Here is a 21,349-nt window from a genome sequence, read left to right on the forward strand (position 1 = left end):
AGAAGCATGCATTTTTTGATTTTTCTAGGCTCAGTAAGGGACAGCACACCGCCACGACCAGCCCGCTTGGGCATGCGAGTGAGTAGAGCTTGTGAAACGTTGTTTAAGAATCAGTATTCGCAACATACCGTCGAAATCATTGATCCATTGAACTACGACTTTGACGACGTGTTTAAGCCTGAGTTTGCTTACCATCGCGCTAAAGTGCCAGCCCACTTGAGAGAACTGGCAGACAAAATTAAAAGTGCCGATGGGTACGTGATGGTCAGTCCGGAATACAACCATTCGATGAGTCCTGCTTTGGCTAATATGCTTAATCATTTTGGTAGTTCGCTGTTTTCTTATAAGCCAAGTGCTATCGTGACCTACTCTGCTGGACAATGGGGTGGTGTTAGAGCTGCCGTTTCTATGCGTACCTTCTTATCTGAACTTGGATGTTTACCTGTCTCGGCGATGATTCACATTCCGAAAGCGCAAGAAGTGTTTGACGAACAGGGTGTCGTTGCGGATGAATTGCAGCAGACGCAGTGGGACAGCTATATGAATCGCACCATACATCAACTCATTTGGTGGTCTGAAGGCGCTTCACAACAAAGAGAAAGGCTTGACCCAACCTCATTGGCTGAAGTGTTTAAGAAGGATCCGTCACAGAGAAATGCTCCGTAAAGGAACAGAACGGTTAGATACTAGGAAAACAAAAAAGCTTGGCCATTGAGACCAAGCTTTTTAAATGTGAGTAAGTCGATTTTATTGAGATTATAGCGTCTCAGTAAAAGTACGAGCGATGACATCACGTTGTTGCTCTGGAGTTAGCGAGTTGAAACGTACTGCGTAACCAGAAACACGGATTGTTAGCTGTGGGTATTTCTCTGGGTGTGCAACTGCATCTTCTAGTGTTTCGCGTTTAAGCACGTTCACGTTTAGGTGTTGACCGCCTTCGATGCGAGGAGCTGTTTCGATTGCTACTTCACGGCTTTCGTATTCACCTAGATCGCTGATTGCGATAACTTGGTCTGCTTCGTAGCCAGCAGTTGCAGCAACACAACGAGCTTCATTTTTTTCGCTATCTAATAGCCAGATAGAGTTTAGTAGGTCGTCGTTTGCCGCTTTTGTAATTTGGATACCTTGGATCATCACTATCTCCTAGACCACTTACGTGGTGATTATTGGTGTTAATTTTCGAATTTTCGTTGAGCTGAGTATTATATAGCTAATATCCACTATTTTAATATTGATTTAAGTCAAAAAACAACCAAAAGCATTATTTTTATTAAGGTAATTTTGTTGAGTTAAATCAATAAAACCTTTGAAAACAAACTAATTACAATTTATTTGATAATATAAAAAATATTTAATAACTCATTTTGTTGTAAATTTACTACAAGTTGAGCTTAAAGTTTAAACTGATTAACGCAACTATCTGTATTTAGGTAGCAATACTGAAAGTCTAAAGTGATTAAATGACAAACATGAAAAACAAGCTTGGGAATAAACTCATTGGTGCACATGTCTCTGCTGCTGGTGGGGTCGATCAAGCGCCGTTGAGAGCTCGCGAAATTGGCGCGAATGCGTTCGCACTATTTACAAAAAACCAACGCCAGTGGGTGGCGAAGCCTTTAGAAGCAAAAACCATCAGTGCGTTTAAAGCGAACTGTAAAATGCTGGGTTTCGGCGCAGAACATATTCTTCCCCATGACTCTTATCTAATTAACTTAGGTGCACCAGAAGCGGATAAGTTGGATAAGTCACGCGCTGCATTCATCGATGAGATGGAGCGTTGTAATCAATTGGGTTTAACGTTGCTGAACTTTCACCCTGGGAGCCACTTAAAGAAAGTCTCGGAACAGGAGTGCTTAGCGACGATCGCTGAGTCGATCAATCTTGCGCACAAAGCGGTGCCGAATGTGATCGCGGTAATCGAGAATACGGCAGGTCAGGGTACAAACCTAGGTTGGAAGTTTGAGCATCTTGCTGAAATCATCGATCAGGTGGAAGACAAAGAACGTGTTGGTGTATGTCTCGATACTTGCCACACGTTTACCGCCGGTTACGATCTGCGTACTAAAGAGGATTGTGAGCATACCTTTGCTGAATTCGACCGTATTGTTGGGATGCACTATTTAAGAGCAATGCATCTAAATGATTCAAAAGTTGAGTTTGCCAGCAAAGTGGATCGCCACCACTCATTAGGCAAAGGAGAGATCGGGTGGGATTGTTTTGAGTACATCGCGAAAGATCCTCGCTTTGATGATATCCCTCTGATTTTAGAAACAATTGATCCGGACATCTGGCAGCAAGAAATCAACGCACTGCGTCAGTTTCATCTAGCGGCGATAGATAACCAATGATGTGATCACAGAGTTGGCACTTTTCTTTCTTAGTCACTTAAGTCAATTTGAATTAAGAAAGAAGGATGCCACTATGTCTCGACCACTCTCTTTTGCTTCTTACGCATATAGCCGCCGCGTGCTTCGTTTGCCGATGCCTAATCGTCACATTACTGGACAGGGGCATTTTCGAACGCCACAGAAGCATTAGTCTTTTATTACTGTTCTCAAGTTCGTGGTAAGTTTTTGTTTGTTTGGGTTTCGCTCGTTAGAATAGAAGCAAAATTTAGGACAGGAACTTTCCATGAATCAGTCACCCACTTGGCACGATGTGATCGGCGAAGAGAAAAAACAGAGCTACTTTGTAGACACTTTGAATTTTGTAGAAGCAGAACGCGCCGCAGGCAAAGCGATTTTTCCGCCAGCGAAAGATGTCTTTAATGCGTTTCGTTTTACCGAGTTTAACGATGTTAAAGTAGTGATTCTGGGGCAGGACCCATACCATGGTCCAAATCAGGCGCATGGCTTGTGCTTTTCCGTTCTTCCTGGAATCAAAACGCCACCATCACTCGTTAATATGTATAAAGAGCTGGCTCAAGATATTGAAGGGTTCCAAATCCCTCAGCATGGATTCTTACAAAGCTGGGCAGAGCAAGGTGTATTGCTGCTCAATACGGTATTGACGGTTGAGCAAGGTAAAGCGCATTCACATTCAAAAACGGGGTGGGAAACGTTCACTGACCGAGTGATTGAAGCGATAAACCAGCATCAGGAAGGCGTGGTGTTTTTATTGTGGGGCTCTCACGCTCAGAAGAAAGGGCGCTTTATTGATCGCAATAAACATCATGTGTTAGCCGCACCACATCCATCACCACTCTCAGCACACCGAGGTTTTTTTGGTTGTAAGCATTTCTCTCAAGCAAACCAGTTACTTGCCTCGCAAGGAAAAGCACCAATCAACTGGCATTTGCCATTAACTGTATAAAAGAAGAGACAGCGATAATGCTGCCATTATCGCTGTTTTTTTGAGCACGCTCGAGGCTGATGGCAAATTTCTCATGTACACTTATTAAAAGTAGGTGTTAAGGAGAGACGCTATGATGATCGAAAGAATTCGACGCGAACACGGCTATATGGTTCGTCTGTTGGCGATACTGCGCCATAAACTTAATGAGATAAAAGAAGAACGTGCGATCAACTACGCATTAGTAAGCGAGATAGTTGATTACCTCTCTAATCATTCAGAAAAAGTTCACCATCCGAAAGAAGATATTCTCTATCACCACTTTCTGGAGCACTATGGTAAGCAACAGACCATGGAAAACTTAGAGAAAGAACACCAAGAGTTAGCAAGTAAAACCAAAGAGTTTGCTTCCTTGATAGAGATGATCCTGCAGGATGCAGTTGTGCCTCAAGACATGTTTGTGGCCCACCTAGAGGACTTCATTGAATCACAAAGACGCCACTTGGAGTTAGAGGAGCGAAAAATCCTGCCTCTCATTGAGGAGCTGTTCACTACCGAGGATTGGCAGCATGTTGAAAGCTTATGGAGCGTCAGTGAAGATGACCCAGTTTTTGGTGACACCATTGCCGACCGTTATAAACAGTTAGCTGAACGTGTGCGTCAAAGTGATGCTGAGTATGTTTAAGTGTGTGCGATAAAACCTGAGTGAGCGAAAGTATCACTCGGGTTTGTTAGCTGCATTTCTTATTTATTGAGAATTGGACGCAAATTTATCTTTTGCGCTTCTCAACCAAAAGACAGGAAAATTCCTATTGAGTAATAACGGTACTCATACTCAAATCCTGGCGCTTAAACTCAAGTCGTTTACCGTTACTGTAAACAAAAACAAAAGGCACCCTTAAGGTGCCTTTTGTTTGAATTAGAGTTTAATGTCTTCCAAGTTGTAGTCGGTACAGGCATCAAGTTCGCGTAGCTCTTTAAGCAAATTGCGCCTGTCGTTCATCTCTTCTATTTCACGCCACTTTCGCTTTACTGGTTTGGCACGAGATTTGGTTGTTGAGGTAGTATCCAGATTAAAAATGTCATCTAGTTGAAAGCCTTCCATAAGCCACCTTTACCTTTCTTAAGCTAAACTGTTGTAACCAGTCCTTGTGGAGTTTTTTAAGTACCACAATAGCCGTGAGAATAACCATGATATATTTCGCATTTGTGTCGGTAGCATGACATTTTCGTGCAAAAATATTCTCAAAATCACACTTTTCATGGCAATGTGGTGGCTAAAAAATGCACAAACGATCTCAAGAAAACGATTAAATAGAGAGATTTTCAATGTTAATTCGATTTGGCGAGTGGGGGGACAGTGCAAAGGTTAAAGTTGCATAAAACCAGTTTGATGAAATAGTGTTCAATTAGATGGTAAGGCACTAGAGCAAATTTATGTAACACCTTGTGAATACTAGCTTGGTCTTAATTATATAGGTCTCCGTTCTGTTTGGTGGGCGATAATTATTTATGTTGGCATTTGGTAATTGAAATGTTGCGGTTTATGGGTGTTAAGTCTTCCAATTATGTTATTTTTTGGTGACTTTATAGTGAAAAATAACAATGTTATTATCATGATTGCATATTGATTTTTGCGCTCCTAGGTTGCATTATCCGCCCGTCAAAAAATACGCTGGTACGTAAAATGGATGCATGAAGCGACGTTTACGATTCTAGATTGCCCATAAACATTACTTAAAAAGCTAAGCACACTTTGACACTTAGCAGGCAATTTGGTGGATGGCTTGGACGCATAGACCGGCGCAACTCACTTTGAGGTACACATGACAGACTTAATCAATTTGATGAACGATCTCCTTTGGGGTTCGATTCTGGTTTATCTTCTTGTTGGTGTTGGTATTTACTTCACCGTTCGATTAGGGTTCATTCAGTTCCGCCATTTCGGCCACATGTTCTCTGTTCTTAAGAACAGTCGTAAAGCAGACAAAGCTGGTATTTCTTCTTTCCAAGCGCTTTGTACTAGTCTTGCTGCACGTGTTGGTACAGGTAACATGGCGGGCGTTGCAGTTGCATTGACTGCAGGTGGTCCTGGCGCGATCTTCTGGATGTGGCTGATCGCAATGCTTGGTATGGCAACGTCGTTTGCAGAGAGTACTCTGGCGCAGCTATACAAAACCAAAGATGATGATGGTAACTACCGTGGTGGTCCTGCCTACTACATGGAAAAAGGCCTGGGCATGCGTTGGATGGGCGTATTGTTCTCAGTTTTCCTAATCATCGCTTTTGGTTTGGTATTCAACGCCGTACAAGCTAACTCAATTGCAAATGCAATGAGCACCGCATTTGGTTGGAGTGACCTGTACGTTGGTATCGCGGTTGTAGTACTGTCTGCGATTGTAATTTTCGGTGGTATCAAGCGTATCGCAAAAGTCGCAGAGATGATCGTTCCGATCATGGCGCTGCTTTACTTGGCTCTAGCACTGTTCATCATGTTCTCTAATCTAGAGAAGCTACCTGATGTATTAATGCTTATCTTTAAGAGCGCATTTGGTCTGCAAGAAGCGGCGGCTGGTGGTCTTGGCTACGCGATTGCACAGGCAATGATTAACGGTATTAAACGCGGTCTATTCTCGAACGAAGCGGGTATGGGTTCTGCGCCAAACGCGGCGGCTTCAGCAACGCCTTACCCACCACACCCTGCATCTCAAGGTTATGTTCAGATGCTAGGTGTATTTATGGATACGATCGTTATCTGTTCAGCGACAGTGGCTATCATCCTGATGTCAGGTGAGTATGTCGGTCAAGCAACAGAAGTGACGGGTATCGAGCTAACTCAACGTGCATTGAGCTCGCAAGTCGGTGATTGGGGTGGCATCTTTGTTGCCGTGGCAATCTTCTTCTTTGCATTTACATCAATCATCGCGAACTACTCGTACGCAGAAACGAACCTAATCTTCCTAGAGCACAACCATAAGGCGGGCCTAAGCATTTTCCGCGTTGTTGTTCTTGGTATGGTGATGTTTGGTGCACTTGCTTCGCTCCCAGTCGTATGGTCACTTGCTGATGTTTCGATGGGGCTGATGGCGATAGTCAACTTGGTGGCAATCATCTTGCTATCTGGCATCGTGATTAAGCTAGCAAAAGATTACAACCGCCAACTTGGTGAAGGTAAAGTACCAACGTTTGATGCGAATGACTTCCCTGAGCTGAAATCTCAGCTTGAAGAAGGCATTTGGTACAACGATAAAAAAGACTAAGTGAGCTATCACTCATAGTTGAAAGCTATTAGTACGATGTAAAAAGCCATGCAGACAATGCATGGCTTTTTTTGTACCCTATTAAAAAACAAAATTAGAGAAGGGAAAGTCATGCTTATCGTAGTTTCTCCAGCGAAGACTCTTGATTACGAGTCTCCGTTAGCGACAGAAAAATTTACTCAACCTGAGTTGGTCGAATACTCAAAAGAGCTTATCGATGTTTGCCGCAAACTGACTCCTGCTGATGTTGCCTCTTTAATGAAAGTGAGCGACAAGATTGCCGATTTGAATGTCGGGCGATTTCAAGAGTGGAGTGAAACGTTTACCACAGAAAACTCACGACAAGCGATCCTAGCGTTTAAAGGTGATGTTTACACAGGACTAGACGCCGAAACCTTATCTGATGCGGACTTCGAGTATGCCCAAGATCATTTGCGCATGTTGTCTGGCCTCTATGGTTTACTAAAACCACTCGATTTGATGCAGCCATACCGTCTTGAGATGGGTACCAAGCTTGCAAACGACAAGGGCACAAACTTGTACCAGTTTTGGGGCAATGTGATTACGGATAAGCTTAACGAAGCGATTTCTGCTCAAGGTGATAATGTGCTTATCAACCTTGCATCAAATGAATACTTTAAAGCGGTGAAGCCAAAGCACTTAGATGCGCAAGTGATCACGCCAGTATTCAAAGATTGTAAGAATGGCCAATACAAGGTCATCAGCTTCTACGCGAAGAAAGCGCGCGGCATGATGGCGCGTTACATCATCGAAAACCGTATTGAGAGTGTGGCAGACCTGACTAAGTTTGATAGGACGGGTTACTACTTTGTTGAAGATGAATCGACACCAACAGAGTTAGTATTTAAACGCGAAGAGCAAAACTAAAACTGATTGAGACGTAGTCTACGTTAATCTCAATAAACACAAACGAAAAAGGGTTGGCAGTGCCAACCCTTTGTTATGTTTTAGCTTAGGCTATTTCGCCCCAACAAGATTACTTCTTCTTAGCGGTTTTCTTTTTCGCTGGCTTCTTCTTGTCTTCTTTTTTCTTTTTCTTCTTAAACACAGGTTTTTTGTGTTTCGGACGCATCTCTTTCACGAAACGCTCTTTGATGTCTTCTTTCACGTAACGTGCAACGCGATCCATCATTGGTTGGTCGTGTGCTTCTACGATTGAGATAGCGTTACCTTTCTTACCCGCACGAGCCGTACGGCCAATACGGTGAAGGTAAACATCAGCCGTACGTGGCATGTCGTAGTTAATAACGTGTGACACATCTGGAAGATCGATACCACGCGCCGCTACGTCTGTCGCGAGCAGAACGTTAACTGTGCCATCACGGAAACGTGTAATCGCGTTATTACGACGATCTTGAGGCATTTCACCTTGAATCCAAGAACATGGAATCTGTGCGCTCTCAAGCTGCGCTCGTAGCTCTGCCAAACGCTCACGTGTCTTCAAGAAGACGATGGTGCGTTCTGCTTGTTGAGTAATAATGTGTTTTAGTAATTCTAGTTTGTGTTCAGCATCATCAGCACGGTGGTACCATTGAGCAATCTTCTTACGCTCACGCAGTGGCGATTTTGCATCGATCTCTGCTGGGTCATTCAACAGATCAGCGGTAAAGCCTTCTACGCCTTTACCCTCTAGCGTTGCTGAGAATAGAAGGGTTTGTTTACGCCAGCGGCACTCGTTAGATAGACGATCGACAGTAGGAGCAAAACCCATGTCTAGCATACGGTCTGCTTCATCCAGAATTAACCATTCAATCGCACGGCAATCAAAACGCTCTGCATCAATGTATTCTTTTAAACGGCCAGGCGTTGCAACCACAATGTCTTGTGTTGTCGCAAGGATATCGGCGTGCTCTTGGTATTGAACACCACCTGTGATGGTGAAAATGTTCAGTTTAGTGTTTTTTGCCAAAGCTCGTGCTTGATCAGCGATTTGCATCGCCAATTCGCGCGTCGGCGTTAGGATCAAAATACGCGCAGGTCCAGGCTTACGACGAGGGAAGTCTTGCAAGTATTGCAATGCAGGCAGGACGAAGGCTGCCGTTTTACCAGTACCTGTTGGCGCTGACGCTAGAATGTCACGACCATCCAACGCTTGTGGAATCGCTTCTGCCTGAATTTTTGTTGGGCGTTCGTAACCCATCTCTTCAATGGCTTCAAGTAGGTTTTGGTCTAGATCAAGTTCAGCAAAGGTTCTGATCACAATGAGTTCTCCACAAGCAAAGCTTGGTTAATGGTTCGCCACAACAGCATAGAATACAAAAAGGTCGCACATTATAAAGTGATTGGTGATAAGGATCACATGTTATTTCACATCTTAAGATAAAACTCGCGGGTTAATTGGACGAAATCGTCACTGTAACCGTCATGCGAATGAATTATTAAATGTGATTCTTGAGTATCGCAAGGCTGCTTCGCCCATTCAAATAACAGTCGATGTACCAGTTTCTTTTCTGATGGCTGTACACGACAGACTCGCGATAGGTGCCAACCTTGGTGTAATGCTAGTTCAATAAACCGTTCGCCTTCGGTGATTGGTAACACAAAATTAGCTTTCCCTTGTTCATCAAGCAACTGATAGCAACGTTGTAGCAATGCGTTGTGGCGTAGCGTATCAGTGTGCCTCGCGGTTGCACGTTGACTGTGTTTCGATTGCTCGCCGCTGTTGAAGTAGGGCGGATTACAAATGATGCGTTGGAATGGATGCGTCGGCGTAAAGTCTAGTATGTCGGAATGATACACACTCACACGATCTGACCAAGGCGACTGAACCACATTTTTTTGCGCAGCTTCAATGGCTGTTAATTCAATATCGACCGCGGTTATTTGAGCTTCTGTAAAGCGTTGGGCACACATCAGGGCAAGCAACCCGGTGCCAGTGCCAATATCGAGAATTTGAGCGTTGTTCGGGCTTTGAATCCAAGCACCAAGCATGACCCCATCAGTGCTGACGGGCATACCACTCTCGCCGCCCTCAATACAAAATTGCTTAAAATTGAAGCCTTTAGTTTTCAGTTTTTTGCTCTTCATGATTGTTTTATGTTTGCTCAATAATTAAGTGAATTTCTCTATTGTTTCTTAATTGTATAGATTGTTGTTTTGTTGGTTATTAAATTGTATTGTTAATTGATCGAGATAAAGAACTGGTCTGTTATTTAGATCTGGTTATATCCACTGCTTTTAAGTTTGAAAACTAAATTAATATGGTGTTTTTTTCTTAAAGGTTGCCAAATGATGAGTCTTTCGTCATTATGCGGCGAAAATTTTATAGATTGAACCACGTGTACTTATTGACTTTAGGTATACAAAAAGTGGTCTAAGCATACACAACATTCATTAATTAAAAGACAAGGGTTATCTGTGAAGCAGACGTTAAAACTAACAGATATTATCGCAGTAGGCTTTATGCTATTTGCGTTCTTTTTAGGTGCGGGCAATATCATCTTTCCACCTCTAGCGGGTCAGCTAGCCGGTGAAAACTTAATGCCAGCAATGTTTGGTTTCTTGCTAACAGCGGTAGGTCTACCTCTTATTACTATCGTTGCTATTGCTGTTGCTGGTGGTTCTTGGGATCACTTAACGCAAGACCTTCCGAAAAAAGCAGCGGTTATTATGGCTGCGTTGATCTTCATCATCATCGGTCCTGCGTTTGCTGCGCCTCGTACTGGCCTAGTGGCTTACGAGATGGCGGTGAAACCTTTCTTCCTTGAAGCGTCACAAACGCATCTCACTGCATTTTCAGTGATCTTCTTTATTGCGGCGATGATGTTCTCATGGTTCCAAGGCCGTCTTATCGACTTGATTGGTAAAGTGCTGACTCCAGCGCTGTTTGTCGGTTTGATCATTCTTGCTGTGGCGGTATTTATTGATCCTCAAGGTGACATGCTGGGCGCGCACGGTGAGTACTTAACGCAACCACTGACCAAAGGCTTCCTAGAAGGCTACAACACAATGGATACGTTCGCGTCATTGATGTTTGGCATGCTGATGGTTGATGCACTGCGCGGTAAAGGCATTACTGAGCGTTCTGCAACCACTAAGTATCTGATCTATGCAGGTTGTATTGCCGCTGCCGGTCTTGCGTTTGTTTACATCTCACTATTCTACTTGGGCGCGACGAGTGCAACTGTTGCTGCTGGTGCAGATAACGGTGGTCTGGTACTTAGCCAATACGTTCAAGCGCTGTTTGGTCCGTACGGTCAAATCGTTCTGTCTGTCATTGTATTACTAGCGTGTTTGACAACGGCTATTGGCTTGATTTCTGCGTGTTCAGACTTCTTCAGCTCGAAAACGCCACTGTCATACAAGCAATGGGTACTTATTAACGGTTCTGTTTGTGCGTTGGTTGCGAATGTCGGCCTTGCACAACTGATTTCTCTGTCAGTGCCAGTATTGTTTGCGCTGTACCCTGTGGCGATTGCGTTGGTTGCACTAACATTTGTACGCAGCAAACTGCCAAATCCACGTTTTGCTTACCGCGCGGTACTGCTTGTATCTCTGTTGTTTGCGTTGGTTGATGCAGCAAAAGTATCGGGCGTTGATGTTTCTGCGTTTAACATGTTGCCACTATTCGAAGTGGGCATGGGTTGGGTGCTTCCAACATTTGCGGCTATTGTGTGCATGTTCTTCATCGCGAAACCTCGTCCAGAGCTAGCACAAGAAACAGCGTAATAACTTCGCACTATCAAGATATTAAAAAGCCCGATGAACTACTTCATCGGGCTTTTTATTTTTATCTTTGAAGAGTTCACACTATTAAAGTGTGTCGTGGAACTCCACAAGAACTTGTTCACACCATTTTTCGATGCGCTCATCACTCAGTTCGTACTGCGAGTCTTCATCTAACGCTAGTCCAACAAACTTGCTGCCATCTTCAATCAGTGCTTTCGATGCTTCAAATTCGTAGCCTTCATTTGGCCAGTAACCGATAAAGGTTGCGCCAGTCGCTTGTAATTCATCGTGAAGTAAGCCCATCGCGTCCAAATACCACTCACCGTAGCCTTCTTGGTCACCCAGACCAAACAGAGCGACAACTTTACCTTTTAATGGTGTTGTTGCGATGTCTTGCCAAATCGCGTTCCAATCTTCTTGAATTTCACCAAAGTCCCAAGTTGAGATGCCAAGGAGTAATAAGTCGTAGTCCGCCATTAGTGATAACGGTGTCTCTTTCACATTGTGAATGTCGACAAGGTCTTCACCAATAATGGTACGAATTTTCTCTGCTGCCATTTCGGTGTAGCAGGTCGTTGAGCCGTAAAAGAGTCCGATTTTCATTATATTCATCGTTATTTTTGTTGCTGTTGTGGAAGATTCTAACCATAAATTGAGGAAGATTGCAGCGAATATCCTAAGCGGGATGATTTTTTTATGGTATTGGATCGGCAGGTGCCTTAATCTAAATACTGTAAATATAAACAGATAAGGAAGCGTTCATGACGGCACAACAGCCTGTCAATCAACAAGATTTTTCGCTTGTTGAGCAATTCTTAGATGCGATGTGGATGGAGCGTGGGCTATCAGAGAACACGCTGGCTTCCTATAGAAATGATTTGATGAAGCTGCTCACGTGGATGGAGAAACATCGCTACCGTCTTGATTTCATTAGTTTGTCTGGCTTGCAAGAATACCAAAGCTACCTTGTAGACTTGGATTACAAGCAGACGTCCCGTGCGCGTATGTTGTCGGCAATTCGCCGTTTATTCCAATATCTGCATCGTGAGAAAGTACGTGCTGATGATCCGAGTGCGCTCTTGGTCAGTCCTAAACTGCCACAACGCTTGCCCAAAGATATTAGTGAAGAGCAAGTGGACGCCTTGCTCGAAGCGCCAGACCCGAATGATCCTGTGGAATTGCGGGATAAAGCGATGCTGGAACTACTGTATGCGACTGGTTTGCGTGTGACGGAATTGGTCAGTTTAACTATGGAAAACATTAGTTTGCGTCAAGGAGTTGTACGTGTCACAGGTAAAGGCGGTAAAGAGCGCTTAGTGCCAATGGGGGAGAACGCGGTAGATTGGATCGAGACGTTTATTCAACAAGGGCGTCCTGCGTTACTTGGTGATACATCATCTGATATTGTTTTTCCTAGCAAACGCGCAAGGCAAATGACTCGTCAGACGTTTTGGCACCGTATTAAGTACTATGCTTTGATAGCAGGGATTGACACTGAACAGTTGTCGCCGCACGTACTACGTCATGCATTTGCCACGCATTTATTGAACTATGGCGCAGATCTCAGGGTCGTACAGATGCTATTAGGACATAGTGACTTATCGACCACGCAAATTTATACTCACGTGGCGACTGAACGATTGAAGCAGATCCACAGTCAACACCACCCAAGAGCATAACAATGGTTAGATTCATCCATGTCTTCTTGGAAAAACGATTTTATATTAAGGTGAATTTCATGAGCGTATTACGCCGACTAACTCTGCTGACTTTACCATTTTTTGTTACCGCTTGTGGTGCAGAAGAAAGTCAGGCTAAAACGGACACTCCTGCACAGCAAGTGGCACCAGCTGCGCAAAGCAGTTTTGATGAAGCGGCATTAAAAACTAAGTTCTCAAAGCTTGGTTTATCTATCGTTGATATTCAGCCATCAGAAGTTGCTGGTTTATTGGAAATCCAAACTAATGGCGGGATCTTGTTTGCTTCAAATGATGGTAGCCATTTTATCGCTGGTACGCTTTATGCCATCAATGACGATGGTAGTTACAAAGATGTCATTGCAGAGCGCCAAGCGCCGCTTAATGCGGAGAAAATCGCGCAGTTCTCCGATAGCATGATTGAATACAAAGCAGACGATGAAAAATATGCTGTGACGGTATTTACTGATATCACTTGTGGTTACTGTGTGCGTCTGCACAGCCAAATGCAAGGCTATAACGATCTAGGCATTACAGTGCGCTACATGGCTTACCCTCGCCAAGGTGCTACTGGCCCAGTGGCAGAACAAATGGCGACGATTTGGTGTGCTGAAGATCCAAAGTCGGCAATGCACAATGCGAAAGTGAATCGTACGTTTGATAACCCTGCGAAAGACTTAAAACAGTGTAAAGAAACCATTCAATCACATTACAATTTAGGTCGCCAATTGGGAATTTCTGGTACGCCAGCGATCTTCTTACCGAATGGCGAAATGGTTGGCGGTTACCTACCACCTGCAGAGCTATTGAAACGTTTAAAGCAACAATAATCCTTTAGGAGCAGAGCCGGCAAAGTCGCCGGCTCTTTTCAAGCATGATAGAAATTCAACGACGTCCTGAACCTGATCTTTCCCTTCTTCCTGATTCCATTCCTCCGATTCTAAAACGTATCTACATCAACCGTGGGATTACGGATCCTGCGCAACTAGAAACGTCAGCTCGTGGTTTGCATTCTTACCAAAAGCTCGGGGGGATTGAGCAAGCTGTCGAGCTTTTGTTTCAGGCAATAAAAGAACAAAAACGCATCATCGTTGTCGGTGATTTTGACGCTGATGGTGCGACGAGCTCTGCATTGTCGGTGCTCGCGCTGCGTATGCTTGGTAGTCACAATGTGGACTACCTAGTACCGAATCGTTTTGAAGACGGTTATGGGTTAAGCCCAGAAGTCGTTGACCAAGCATTAGAGCTTGGCGCTGAGATGATCATGACGGTAGATAACGGTGTGTCATCAATCGAAGGCGTGCGTTACGCAAAAGAAAACGGTATTACCGTGCTCGTTACCGACCACCATTTACCGGGACAAGTGTTGCCTGATGTGGATGCAATGGTGAACCCAAACCTTGAGAGCTGTCATTTTCCGTCTAAAGCGCTCGCTGGTGTCGGGGTCGCGTTTTATCTCATGATGGCACTATGCGTTCATATGCGAAAACACAATTGGTTTGCAGAACAGGGGATGCAAGAGCCTAAGTTGATGGAACTGATTGACCTTGTTGCACTGGGTACCGTCGCCGACGTCGTGCCATTGGATGAAAACAACCGCATTCTTGTACACCAAGGCTTGCAACGTATTCGTGCGGGCAAAGCGCGCCCTGGCATTCAAGCATTGATTGAGGTCGCGAAGCGTGATGCGCGTCGTTTGGTGGCGTCCGATTTTGGTTTTGCTTTAGGTCCTCGTATCAATGCTGCTGGTCGCCTTGATGACATGTCATTTGGTGTTGAACTGTTGATGTGTAACAACATTCACGCCGCTCGTCGTATGGCAAGTGAACTGGATGGTTTGAACCAAACTCGTAAAGAGATTGAAGAAGGCATGAAGCAAGAAGCGATGGCTTTCTGCGAACGTCTTCAGTTTGGTGAAGGCAGTGAGCTTCCTTACGGATTAGCCTTGTTCCAACGTGATTGGCACCAAGGTGTGATTGGTATTTTGGCCTCGCGCATCAAAGAGAAGTTTCACCGTCCAGTCATCGCATTTGCTGATGGCGGAGAAGGGACAATTAAGGGCTCGTGTCGTTCTATTCCGGGGTTACACATGCGTGATGCGTTGGATTTCATCGACACGCAAAACCCAGGTTTGATCATCAAATTTGGTGGTCACGCGATGGCGGCAGGCTTAACAATTAAAGAGCAGGATTTCGAACGTTTCAGCCGTTTATTTGATGAAGTGGTAAAAAAGGAACTCGATGAAGCGGCGCTAAAAGGCGTGATCATGTCAGATGGTGAACTTAAGCCTGAAGAATTCTCTATGCATGTCGCTGAACAGCTGCGGTCTGGTGGCCCTTTTGGACAAGCCTTCCCTGAACCAATCTTTGATGGTGAGTTTAAAGTGTTGCATCAAAAGCTGGTGGGTGAGAAGCATCTTAAATTGATGTTAGAGCCGCTTTACAAAGGTCACCCTACCAATGTGATGATCGACGGCATTGCATTTAATGTCGATTTGCGTCGCTGGCCGGATGCATCAGTTAAAACGGTACGTTTAGCTTACAAATTGGATGTGAATGAATTTCGTGGTAATCAATCACTGCAATTGATGATCGATCATATCGAAGCTAAGTAATATCTAGATTAACCTTTCTTATAGAGTACGGTTGCCTCTAAGAGGGTGTAAAATTTTATGACCGTGCTGTTTAGAGGTTTATCGATATAGGGATGAAAGCATTACTTTGCTGATTAAACTTTGCCTCATGTTTAGTAGGTATAATTAATATTAAAGGCGGCTAGCCTAATCAAATTTTTCATAATTTCATATTCAAATGTGTTTTTCTCCCAAGAGATCTCATTTTTTTGTTTAAAAACAAAATCTTATGATTTTTTATGTACAGTATGGAGCACTTTGTAAACTGTTTGGAATTGAGTATGAAAAATCACATAGCTTTTTTTAGTATTATATTAAGTGTTTTAAGTCACGATGCTATAGGTGGCCTTGAAGGTCAAACTGTGACATTCCATCGAGATTATGCTGGACGCAATTTTGGTCAAACTCAGACTGTGACTGTTGTAGATGGGGATTCAGACATATTTAACGTTCAGCATCATGAAAAAATAAATATCGATAACAATAAAATTACAATTAGGTACATTGATAATAATCAGTTTGGCGATCGTCCGAAAGCTTTTAATGGTTATATTTTGCGAGGTTATGAAGGTGAAGTTGCAAGTATAACTCTACTACGAGATGATGCTGGGATTTATAAAAACTCTTGGTTTGACGATGATGGTATTCATATGGATTTAGGTGGGCCATTTAGTCGTGGTGATATTTTAGAGTTTGAAGTCTTATTAGTCGGTGATAATGATCCGAGCTTAGAACGCTGTGAAGTTGAGATAACATCACAATCGAACGAGATTGGTAAGGATGGAGGTAAACTATATTTTAATACTTCTGCCAGTTCATTAAGCTTAGTAACCACCAATGAACTATATAAATATTTAAATTTTCCAACAGGTGAAGTTCTAACAATTGATACACCGCAAGAGTTTAAGCTTTCAACCACTCCCATCAGGGAGCTAGATTGGACTCTAACAATTCCAGAGTGGTACCCAGCAGGAACTTATACGGTTAATTATGCAGGTCTTGATCTTAAGAATGGTTCGATTTGCAAAGACGCTATTAGTTTTACAAAGCTGCAATATTAACGCATTCGCATAAAGTTACAGGTAAAGTAAACCTAATAGTCACATTTTTGAATATATGTGTTTTTGTAATATTAAAATTTAAAGACCACATTCGGTTTAAACAAACTTTTATAGTATGTAAATATCATAATTATTGCCGTGATTGGATGTGCTATTTATGAGTTTGCTAACTATTGTTCAACGCTTGAATGTTACCTTGTTAAACACTTCACTGCTCATGTTTCAATAAGCTGTAACTAGTAATAGAATAAGGTTCCAGCTCAAAAGCAATCAAAGCCATTATAGAGTACGGTTGCCCCTAAGAGGGTGTAAAATTTTATGACCGTGCTCTCTCTAACCGCAATCTGATTTCTCATCCGAAATTTTCCTGTATCTCGGTCACATTTTTCAGTAGAATTTCTCGGTTAAATTCTATTCTAAAATGTTGAGTAAACATGTTTGAAATCAATCCAATTAAAAACCGTCTGCAGGACGTGTCTCAGCGCACAAATGTCCTGAGGGGGTATCTTTGACTATGACGCGAAGAAAGAGCGTCTAGAAGAAGTCAACGCAGAGCTTGAACAACCTGATGTATGGAACGAACCTGAACGTGCACAAGCACTGGGTAAAGAGCGTGCATCGCTAGAAGCGGTTGTTGAAACTATTGATCAACTAGAGCAAGGTGTAGAAGACGTAGAAGGTCTTCTTGAGCTGGCTGTAGAAGAAGAAGATCAAGAAACATTTGACGAAATTGAACCAGAACTTGCTGAGTTGGAAGAGAAGCTAGAAAAGCTTGAATTCCGTCGTATGTTCTCGGGTGACCATGATAGTTCAGATTGCTACATCGATTTGCAAGCTGGCTCTGGTGGTACGGAAGCACAAGACTGGACCAACATGCTGCTGCGTATGTACCTACGCTGGGCAGAGGCGAAGGGCTTCAAAGCTGAAGTGATTGAAGTTTCTGAAGGTGAGGTCGCGGGTCTTAAGTCGGCAACAGTTCGCATCTCTGGTGAGTATGCGTACGGTTGGTTGCGCACTGAAACGGGCGTTCATCGTCTTGTTCGTAAATCTCCGTTCGATTCAGGCGGCCGTCGCCATACGTCATTTGCGTCTGCGTTCATCTATCCAGAGATTGATGAAAACATCGACATCGACATTAATCCTTCTGACCTACGCATCGACGTTTACCGTGCGTCAGGCGCAGGTGGTCAGCACGTCAACACCACAGAATCTGCGGTACGTATTACGCACGTACCTACGAACACAGTGGTTCAGTGTCAGAATGACCGTTCTCAACATAAGAACAAAGATCAGGCAATGAAACAGCTTCGAGCGAAGCTATTTGAGCTTGAATTGCAAAAGCAAAACGCGGAAAAACAAGCTAATGAAGACGCTAAGTCTGACATTGGCTGGGGTAGCCAGATCCGTTCTTACGTATTGGATGACTCACGTATTAAGGACCTCCGTACGGGCATTGAAAACCGTAATACTCAAGCGGTTCTTGATGGCGATCTGGACAAATTTATTGAAGCTAGCCTGAAATCAGGCCTATAAAGCTTTTCACCGACAAAAACAGGATACATCGAAAATGACTGATGCTGTTCAAAACGAAACTGTACTAGAAGAAAATAAGCTGATTGCTGAACGCCGCGCTAAACTGGATGAAATCCGAAAGAGCTGCAAAGCAAACGGCCACCCAAACGACTTCCGTCGTGACGCACTAGCGGGCGACCTTCAAAAAGAGTTCGGTGAAAAGACGAAGGAAGAGCTAGAAGAGCTTAACCACGTGGTTGCAATTGCTGGCCGTATTATGGCTAAGCGTGGTCCATTCCTAGTAATTCAAGAAACATCTGGCCGTATCCAAGCTTACGCTGCTAAAGACGTACAAAAAGAGCTAAAAGAGAAATACCAAGGTCTTGATATCGGTGACATCATCGGTGTTAAAGGTGCGCTGCACAAATCTGGTAAGGGTGACCTATACGTGAACATGGAAGAATACGAGTTGCTAACTAAAGCACTTCGTCCACTTCCTGAGAAGTTCCACGGTCTTACTGACCAAGAAATGCGTTACCGTCAGCGTTACGTTGATCTGATTGTGAACGAAGATTCACGTAAAGCATTTATTGTACGTTCTAAAGTAATGTCTGCAATTCGTAACTTCATGATCTCAAAACAGTTCATGGAAGTAGAAACGCCGATGATGCACGTGATCCCTGGTGGTGCAAGTGCACGCCCATTCATCACGCATCACAACGCGCTAGACATGCCAATGTACCTACGTATTGCACCTGAGCTATACCTGAAGCGTCTAGTGGTTGGTGGCTTCGATCGCGTATTCGAAATTAACCGTAACTTCCGTAACGAAGGTCTTTCTCCACGTCATAACCCAGAATTCACTATGATGGAATTCTACATGGCGTACGCGGATTACAAAGATCTGATGGACTTTACTGAAGAACTACTAAGCTCGGTAGCGCAAGAAGTTCTAGGTTCAACATCAATGCCTTACGGTGATGAAACGGTTGAATTTGGTGGCACTTACACTCGTATGAGCATGTTTGAAGCAATCAAGCAGTACAACCCAGATCACGCGCAAATCCAAGCGCTAACCGAAGAAGATCTACAAAACCGTGAACTGATGGTTTCTATCGCGAAATCAGTACATGTTGAAGTAGAAGACTTCTGGACATGTGGTCAGCTTCTAGAAGAAATCTTCGGTGAAACAGCAGAACCTAAGCTAATGCAGCCAACGTTCATCACTGGCTACCCAGCGGACATCTCTCCATTGGCTCGCCGTAGCGATGACAACCCGTTCTTTACAGACCGCTTTGAATTCTTCATCGGCGGCCGTGAAGTGGCGAATGGCTTCTCAGAGCTTAACGATGCAGAAGATCAAGACGCGCGCTTTAAAGCACAGGTTGAAGCTAAAGAGTCTGGTGACGACGAAGCTATGTTCTACGATGCAGATTACATCACTGCACTAGAGCACGGCCTACCACCAACGGCAGGCCAAGGTATCGGTATCGACCGTCTGGTTATGCTACTGACTAACACGCACACTATCCGTGACGTGATCCTATTCCCAGCAATGCGCCCACAAGCGTAATTTGGCAGGACGATCAAAAAAACCACCTTCGGGTGGTTTTTTTATGCCTTTTAGTTAAATAAGTTCAAGTTGTTGCATTTGCTTTTTAATAGGATATGCAAATAAACATTCGCCAAATCTCAATCTATTGCATAGTCTTAATACTGAGACAGACGTGGGGGCGCGGAGTCTCGATAATGTTACCCGCTCGCAAAGATAGGTTTGTGGCGCAAAATTTCTATTAACAATGAAAAAGGGTTAGAGAATGGCTGGGCAGTTTAAGATGGATTCCATCCCGGGATCGCTTGTGGTAGTTGGCGGTACTTATGAGCCTTGGTTATCAGTACTTGAGCAAGTGGGCTGGAAGTGTCACCAAGTGGGTGACTTACGCAAAGCTAATACGTTGTTAGAGGATATTGGTCCATGTATCGGTATTGTCGATCTCAGCCATGACGAATTCAGCTTGAACGGTTTGGCGAACTTAGTCAGTTCTCACAAACACGTGCGTTGGTTAGCGTTTATTCGTGAATCTCAGCTTGGCACTGACACCATATGCCAGTTCATTGTTAACTTTTGTATCGACTTTTTCACTGCGCCAATCCCGGATGCCCAGCTTTTAAGCACGATTGGTCACCAGCTTGGTATGCTCAAGTTGGAGAAAAAAGTTTGGCCTAGTTTTGGTAGCAGCTTAGACATGGGGCTGATCGGTGAATCTATCCCGATGAAGCGTTTACGCGATCAAGTAAAGCGAATCGGTCCGACGGACGTCAGTATTCTGATTTCTGGGGAAAGTGGTACAGGTAAAGAAGCGGTTGCTCGCGCTATCCACAAAGTCTCTTCACGTTCTCATAAACCGTTTATGGCAATTAACTGTCGCGCGCTCAATGAGCAACGTTTCCAGGCGGAAGTATTTGGTATTAACGCCGATGAAGATATGGAAGCATGCATGCTCGAACAAGCGGATGGCGGTACGGTGTTGTTTAATGACATTCTTACCATCTCAAAAGAGCAACAAATGAATCTGCTGAGATTCTTGCAAGAAGGCACCATTGATACCAAAGATGGTGTAAAAGCGGTCAACGTGCGCATCCTTGCGGCTAACTCGTCAGATGTAGAAAAAGCCTTGATTGACGGAGATTTTAATGAAGAGCTTTATCACTACATTAACGTATTACGCATTAATGTCCCGAGCTTAAAAGAGCGCGCGAGCGATATTTCTTTGTTAGCGCGCTACTACTTACAAGAGTTTTCTAAAGAGTATAACTCGCAAGCAAAAAGCTTTTCTGAGGATACACTCAAGGCACTGACACGTTATTTCTGGCCAGGTAACGTACGTGAGTTGATGAACCAAGTGAAACGAGCGGTTCTGATGTCTGACAGCGTAATGATTGAAGAGCATCACCTAGATTTGCCTCAGCGTAATGACTCAAAGCGTAGTTTGAAATCGATTCGTGAGAAGAGTGAGCGTGACGCGTTACTGGTTGTTTTGGAATCTCATTCTGGTCAAGTTTCGAATGCGGCGAAAGAGCTCGGTGTTTCACGTGCGACGATGTATCGACTACTGAACAAACATAATTTGATTTCTGATCAAGCCATGTAAATTTGTTCTTTCTGAAGTTAAATTGGTGAATGAATATCAGTGAAGGAGCGGCTAC

The 21,349-nt window shown here is 43.8% G+C and carries 19 protein-coding genes; 14 read left to right on the forward strand and 5 right to left on the reverse strand.

Features of this window, described 5'->3' with window-relative positions; translation table 11 throughout:
* Positions 1-6 precede the first annotated feature (6 nt).
* Positions 7-666: an NADPH-dependent FMN reductase gene (locus tag NL644_RS18220; RefSeq protein WP_114323161.1), complete on the forward strand. Its 660-nt coding sequence runs from the start codon at positions 7-9 to the stop codon at positions 664-666.
* A gap of 90 nt (positions 667-756) precedes the next feature.
* Here the strand turns inward: NL644_RS18220 and grcA are convergent, their stop codons facing one another.
* The gene (gene grcA, locus NL644_RS18225; RefSeq protein ID WP_005381814.1) at positions 757-1,134 is read right to left on the reverse strand and encodes an autonomous glycyl radical cofactor GrcA; all 378 of its coding nucleotides are present in this window, start codon (positions 1,132-1,134) and stop codon (positions 757-759) included.
* A gap of 326 nt (positions 1,135-1,460) precedes the next feature.
* Between grcA and nfo the strand changes: the two genes are divergently transcribed.
* From nfo to NL644_RS18240, 3 genes are all read left to right on the forward strand, one after another.
* On the forward strand, positions 1,461-2,348 hold the full coding sequence (gene nfo, locus NL644_RS18230; RefSeq protein WP_114323162.1) for a deoxyribonuclease IV: 888 nt from the start codon (positions 1,461-1,463) through the stop codon (positions 2,346-2,348).
* 283 nt (positions 2,349-2,631) lie between these two features.
* Positions 2,632-3,312 carry a uracil-DNA glycosylase gene (gene ung / locus NL644_RS18235; protein ID WP_005396298.1) on the forward strand — a complete coding sequence of 227 codons (681 nt, stop codon included), beginning with the start codon at positions 2,632-2,634 and terminating at the stop codon, positions 3,310-3,312.
* A gap of 112 nt (positions 3,313-3,424) precedes the next feature.
* Complete coding sequence (locus tag NL644_RS18240; protein ID WP_005396296.1) at positions 3,425-3,976, forward strand: hemerythrin domain-containing protein; 552 nt, start codon at positions 3,425-3,427, stop codon at positions 3,974-3,976.
* Positions 3,977-4,210: 234 nt separating this feature from the next.
* Here the strand turns inward: NL644_RS18240 and NL644_RS18245 are convergent, their stop codons facing one another.
* Entirely contained in the window at positions 4,211-4,396 is a 186-nt protein-coding gene (locus tag NL644_RS18245) for a DUF3545 family protein (RefSeq protein WP_005396294.1), read from the reverse strand.
* Between the two features lie 721 nt (positions 4,397-5,117).
* On the opposite strand from NL644_RS18245, the gene NL644_RS18250 reads away from it, so the two are divergent.
* Together NL644_RS18250 and yaaA are read left to right on the forward strand one after the other, a co-directional pair.
* Positions 5,118-6,551, forward strand: a complete 1,434-nt coding sequence (locus NL644_RS18250) for a sodium:alanine symporter family protein (protein ID WP_005396293.1) — start codon at positions 5,118-5,120, stop codon at positions 6,549-6,551.
* A 111-nt stretch (positions 6,552-6,662) separates the two neighbouring features.
* Positions 6,663-7,439 (forward strand): peroxide stress protein YaaA, encoded by a 777-nt coding sequence (yaaA, locus tag NL644_RS18255; protein ID WP_114323163.1) that lies wholly within the window; start codon positions 6,663-6,665, stop codon positions 7,437-7,439.
* A gap of 109 nt (positions 7,440-7,548) precedes the next feature.
* Here yaaA and srmB read toward each other — a convergent pair whose 3' ends face one another.
* Together srmB and NL644_RS18265 are read right to left on the reverse strand one after the other, a co-directional pair.
* Positions 7,549-8,772, reverse strand: coding sequence for an ATP-dependent RNA helicase SrmB (gene srmB / locus NL644_RS18260; RefSeq protein ID WP_114323164.1), 1,224 nt, complete (start codon positions 8,770-8,772; stop codon positions 7,549-7,551).
* A gap of 107 nt (positions 8,773-8,879) precedes the next feature.
* The gene (locus NL644_RS18265; protein ID WP_253658694.1) at positions 8,880-9,599 is read right to left on the reverse strand and encodes a tRNA1(Val) (adenine(37)-N6)-methyltransferase; all 720 of its coding nucleotides are present in this window, start codon (positions 9,597-9,599) and stop codon (positions 8,880-8,882) included.
* Positions 9,600-9,929: 330 nt separating this feature from the next.
* On the opposite strand from NL644_RS18265, the gene brnQ reads away from it, so the two are divergent.
* Positions 9,930-11,240 carry a branched-chain amino acid transport system II carrier protein gene (gene brnQ, locus NL644_RS18270; RefSeq protein ID WP_006742676.1) on the forward strand — a complete coding sequence of 437 codons (1,311 nt, stop codon included), beginning with the start codon at positions 9,930-9,932 and terminating at the stop codon, positions 11,238-11,240.
* Between the two features lie 84 nt (positions 11,241-11,324).
* On the opposite strand, the gene fldB is transcribed toward brnQ, so the two are convergent.
* Positions 11,325-11,843 (reverse strand): flavodoxin FldB, encoded by a 519-nt coding sequence (gene fldB, locus NL644_RS18275; RefSeq protein WP_005397338.1) that lies wholly within the window; start codon positions 11,841-11,843, stop codon positions 11,325-11,327.
* A 158-nt stretch (positions 11,844-12,001) separates the two neighbouring features.
* Between fldB and xerD the strand changes: the two genes are divergently transcribed.
* The 7 genes from xerD (at position 12,002) to vpsR (ending at position 21,294) form a co-directional block, all read left to right on the forward strand.
* Complete coding sequence (gene xerD / locus NL644_RS18280; RefSeq protein WP_005397336.1) at positions 12,002-12,919, forward strand: site-specific tyrosine recombinase XerD; 918 nt, start codon at positions 12,002-12,004, stop codon at positions 12,917-12,919.
* A gap of 59 nt (positions 12,920-12,978) precedes the next feature.
* Complete coding sequence (dsbC, locus tag NL644_RS18285; RefSeq protein ID WP_012842135.1) at positions 12,979-13,767, forward strand: bifunctional protein-disulfide isomerase/oxidoreductase DsbC; 789 nt, start codon at positions 12,979-12,981, stop codon at positions 13,765-13,767.
* A gap of 44 nt (positions 13,768-13,811) precedes the next feature.
* Positions 13,812-15,551, forward strand: a complete 1,740-nt coding sequence (recJ, locus tag NL644_RS18290) for a single-stranded-DNA-specific exonuclease RecJ (protein WP_006742673.1) — start codon at positions 13,812-13,814, stop codon at positions 15,549-15,551.
* Positions 15,552-15,850: 299 nt separating this feature from the next.
* Entirely contained in the window at positions 15,851-16,630 is a 780-nt protein-coding gene (locus NL644_RS18295) for a hypothetical protein (RefSeq protein WP_046873965.1), read from the forward strand.
* Positions 16,631-17,064: 434 nt separating this feature from the next.
* Positions 17,065-18,163, forward strand: a protein-coding gene (gene prfB / locus NL644_RS18300) for a peptide chain release factor 2 (protein WP_100068604.1) whose coding sequence is annotated in 2 segments (ribosomal slippage) — positions 17,065-17,139 and positions 17,141-18,163 — 1,098 coding nt in all. Because the reading frame shifts where the segments join, the coding sequence is not laid out codon by codon here.
* Between the two features lie 34 nt (positions 18,164-18,197).
* On the forward strand, positions 18,198-19,715 hold the full coding sequence (gene lysS / locus NL644_RS18305) for a lysine--tRNA ligase (RefSeq protein WP_005397328.1): 1,518 nt from the start codon (positions 18,198-18,200) through the stop codon (positions 19,713-19,715).
* A gap of 244 nt (positions 19,716-19,959) precedes the next feature.
* Positions 19,960-21,294: a cyclic-di-GMP-binding transcriptional regulator VpsR gene (gene vpsR / locus NL644_RS18310; RefSeq protein ID WP_253658695.1), complete on the forward strand. Its 1,335-nt coding sequence runs from the start codon at positions 19,960-19,962 to the stop codon at positions 21,292-21,294.
* The last annotated feature ends 55 nt before the right edge of the window (positions 21,295-21,349 follow it).

Origin of the sequence: Vibrio sp. Y10_XG_PY6, assembly GCF_024181795.1 — a bacterium.
Lineage (GTDB): Bacteria > Pseudomonadota > Gammaproteobacteria > Enterobacterales > Vibrionaceae > Vibrio > Vibrio diabolicus.

What these genes read in the sequence shown, in the direction of transcription:
- nfo (WP_114323162.1), top strand. Translation starts at nt 1,461, where the DNA reads ATGACAAACATGAAAAACAAGCTTGGGAATAAACTCATTGGTGCACAT.
- NL644_RS18220 (WP_114323161.1), top strand. Translation starts at nt 7, where the DNA reads ATGCATTTTTTGATTTTTCTAGGCTCAGTAAGGGACAGCACACCGCCA.
- NL644_RS18265 (WP_253658694.1), bottom strand. Translation starts at nt 9,599, where the DNA reads ATGAAGAGCAAAAAACTGAAAACTAAAGGCTTCAATTTTAAGCAATTT.
- xerD (WP_005397336.1), top strand. Translation starts at nt 12,002, where the DNA reads ATGACGGCACAACAGCCTGTCAATCAACAAGATTTTTCGCTTGTTGAG.
- ung (WP_005396298.1), top strand. Translation starts at nt 2,632, where the DNA reads ATGAATCAGTCACCCACTTGGCACGATGTGATCGGCGAAGAGAAAAAA.
- recJ (WP_006742673.1), top strand. Translation starts at nt 13,812, where the DNA reads ATGATAGAAATTCAACGACGTCCTGAACCTGATCTTTCCCTTCTTCCT.
- dsbC (WP_012842135.1), top strand. Translation starts at nt 12,979, where the DNA reads ATGAGCGTATTACGCCGACTAACTCTGCTGACTTTACCATTTTTTGTT.
- NL644_RS18295 (WP_046873965.1), top strand. Translation starts at nt 15,851, where the DNA reads ATGAAAAATCACATAGCTTTTTTTAGTATTATATTAAGTGTTTTAAGT.
- vpsR (WP_253658695.1), top strand. Translation starts at nt 19,960, where the DNA reads ATGGCTGGGCAGTTTAAGATGGATTCCATCCCGGGATCGCTTGTGGTA.
- NL644_RS18240 (WP_005396296.1), top strand. Translation starts at nt 3,425, where the DNA reads ATGATGATCGAAAGAATTCGACGCGAACACGGCTATATGGTTCGTCTG.
- fldB (WP_005397338.1), bottom strand. Translation starts at nt 11,843, where the DNA reads ATGAAAATCGGACTCTTTTACGGCTCAACGACCTGCTACACCGAAATG.
- yaaA (WP_114323163.1), top strand. Translation starts at nt 6,663, where the DNA reads ATGCTTATCGTAGTTTCTCCAGCGAAGACTCTTGATTACGAGTCTCCG.
- NL644_RS18245 (WP_005396294.1), bottom strand. Translation starts at nt 4,396, where the DNA reads ATGGAAGGCTTTCAACTAGATGACATTTTTAATCTGGATACTACCTCA.
- NL644_RS18250 (WP_005396293.1), top strand. Translation starts at nt 5,118, where the DNA reads ATGACAGACTTAATCAATTTGATGAACGATCTCCTTTGGGGTTCGATT.
- grcA (WP_005381814.1), bottom strand. Translation starts at nt 1,134, where the DNA reads ATGATCCAAGGTATCCAAATTACAAAAGCGGCAAACGACGACCTACTA.
- lysS (WP_005397328.1), top strand. Translation starts at nt 18,198, where the DNA reads ATGACTGATGCTGTTCAAAACGAAACTGTACTAGAAGAAAATAAGCTG.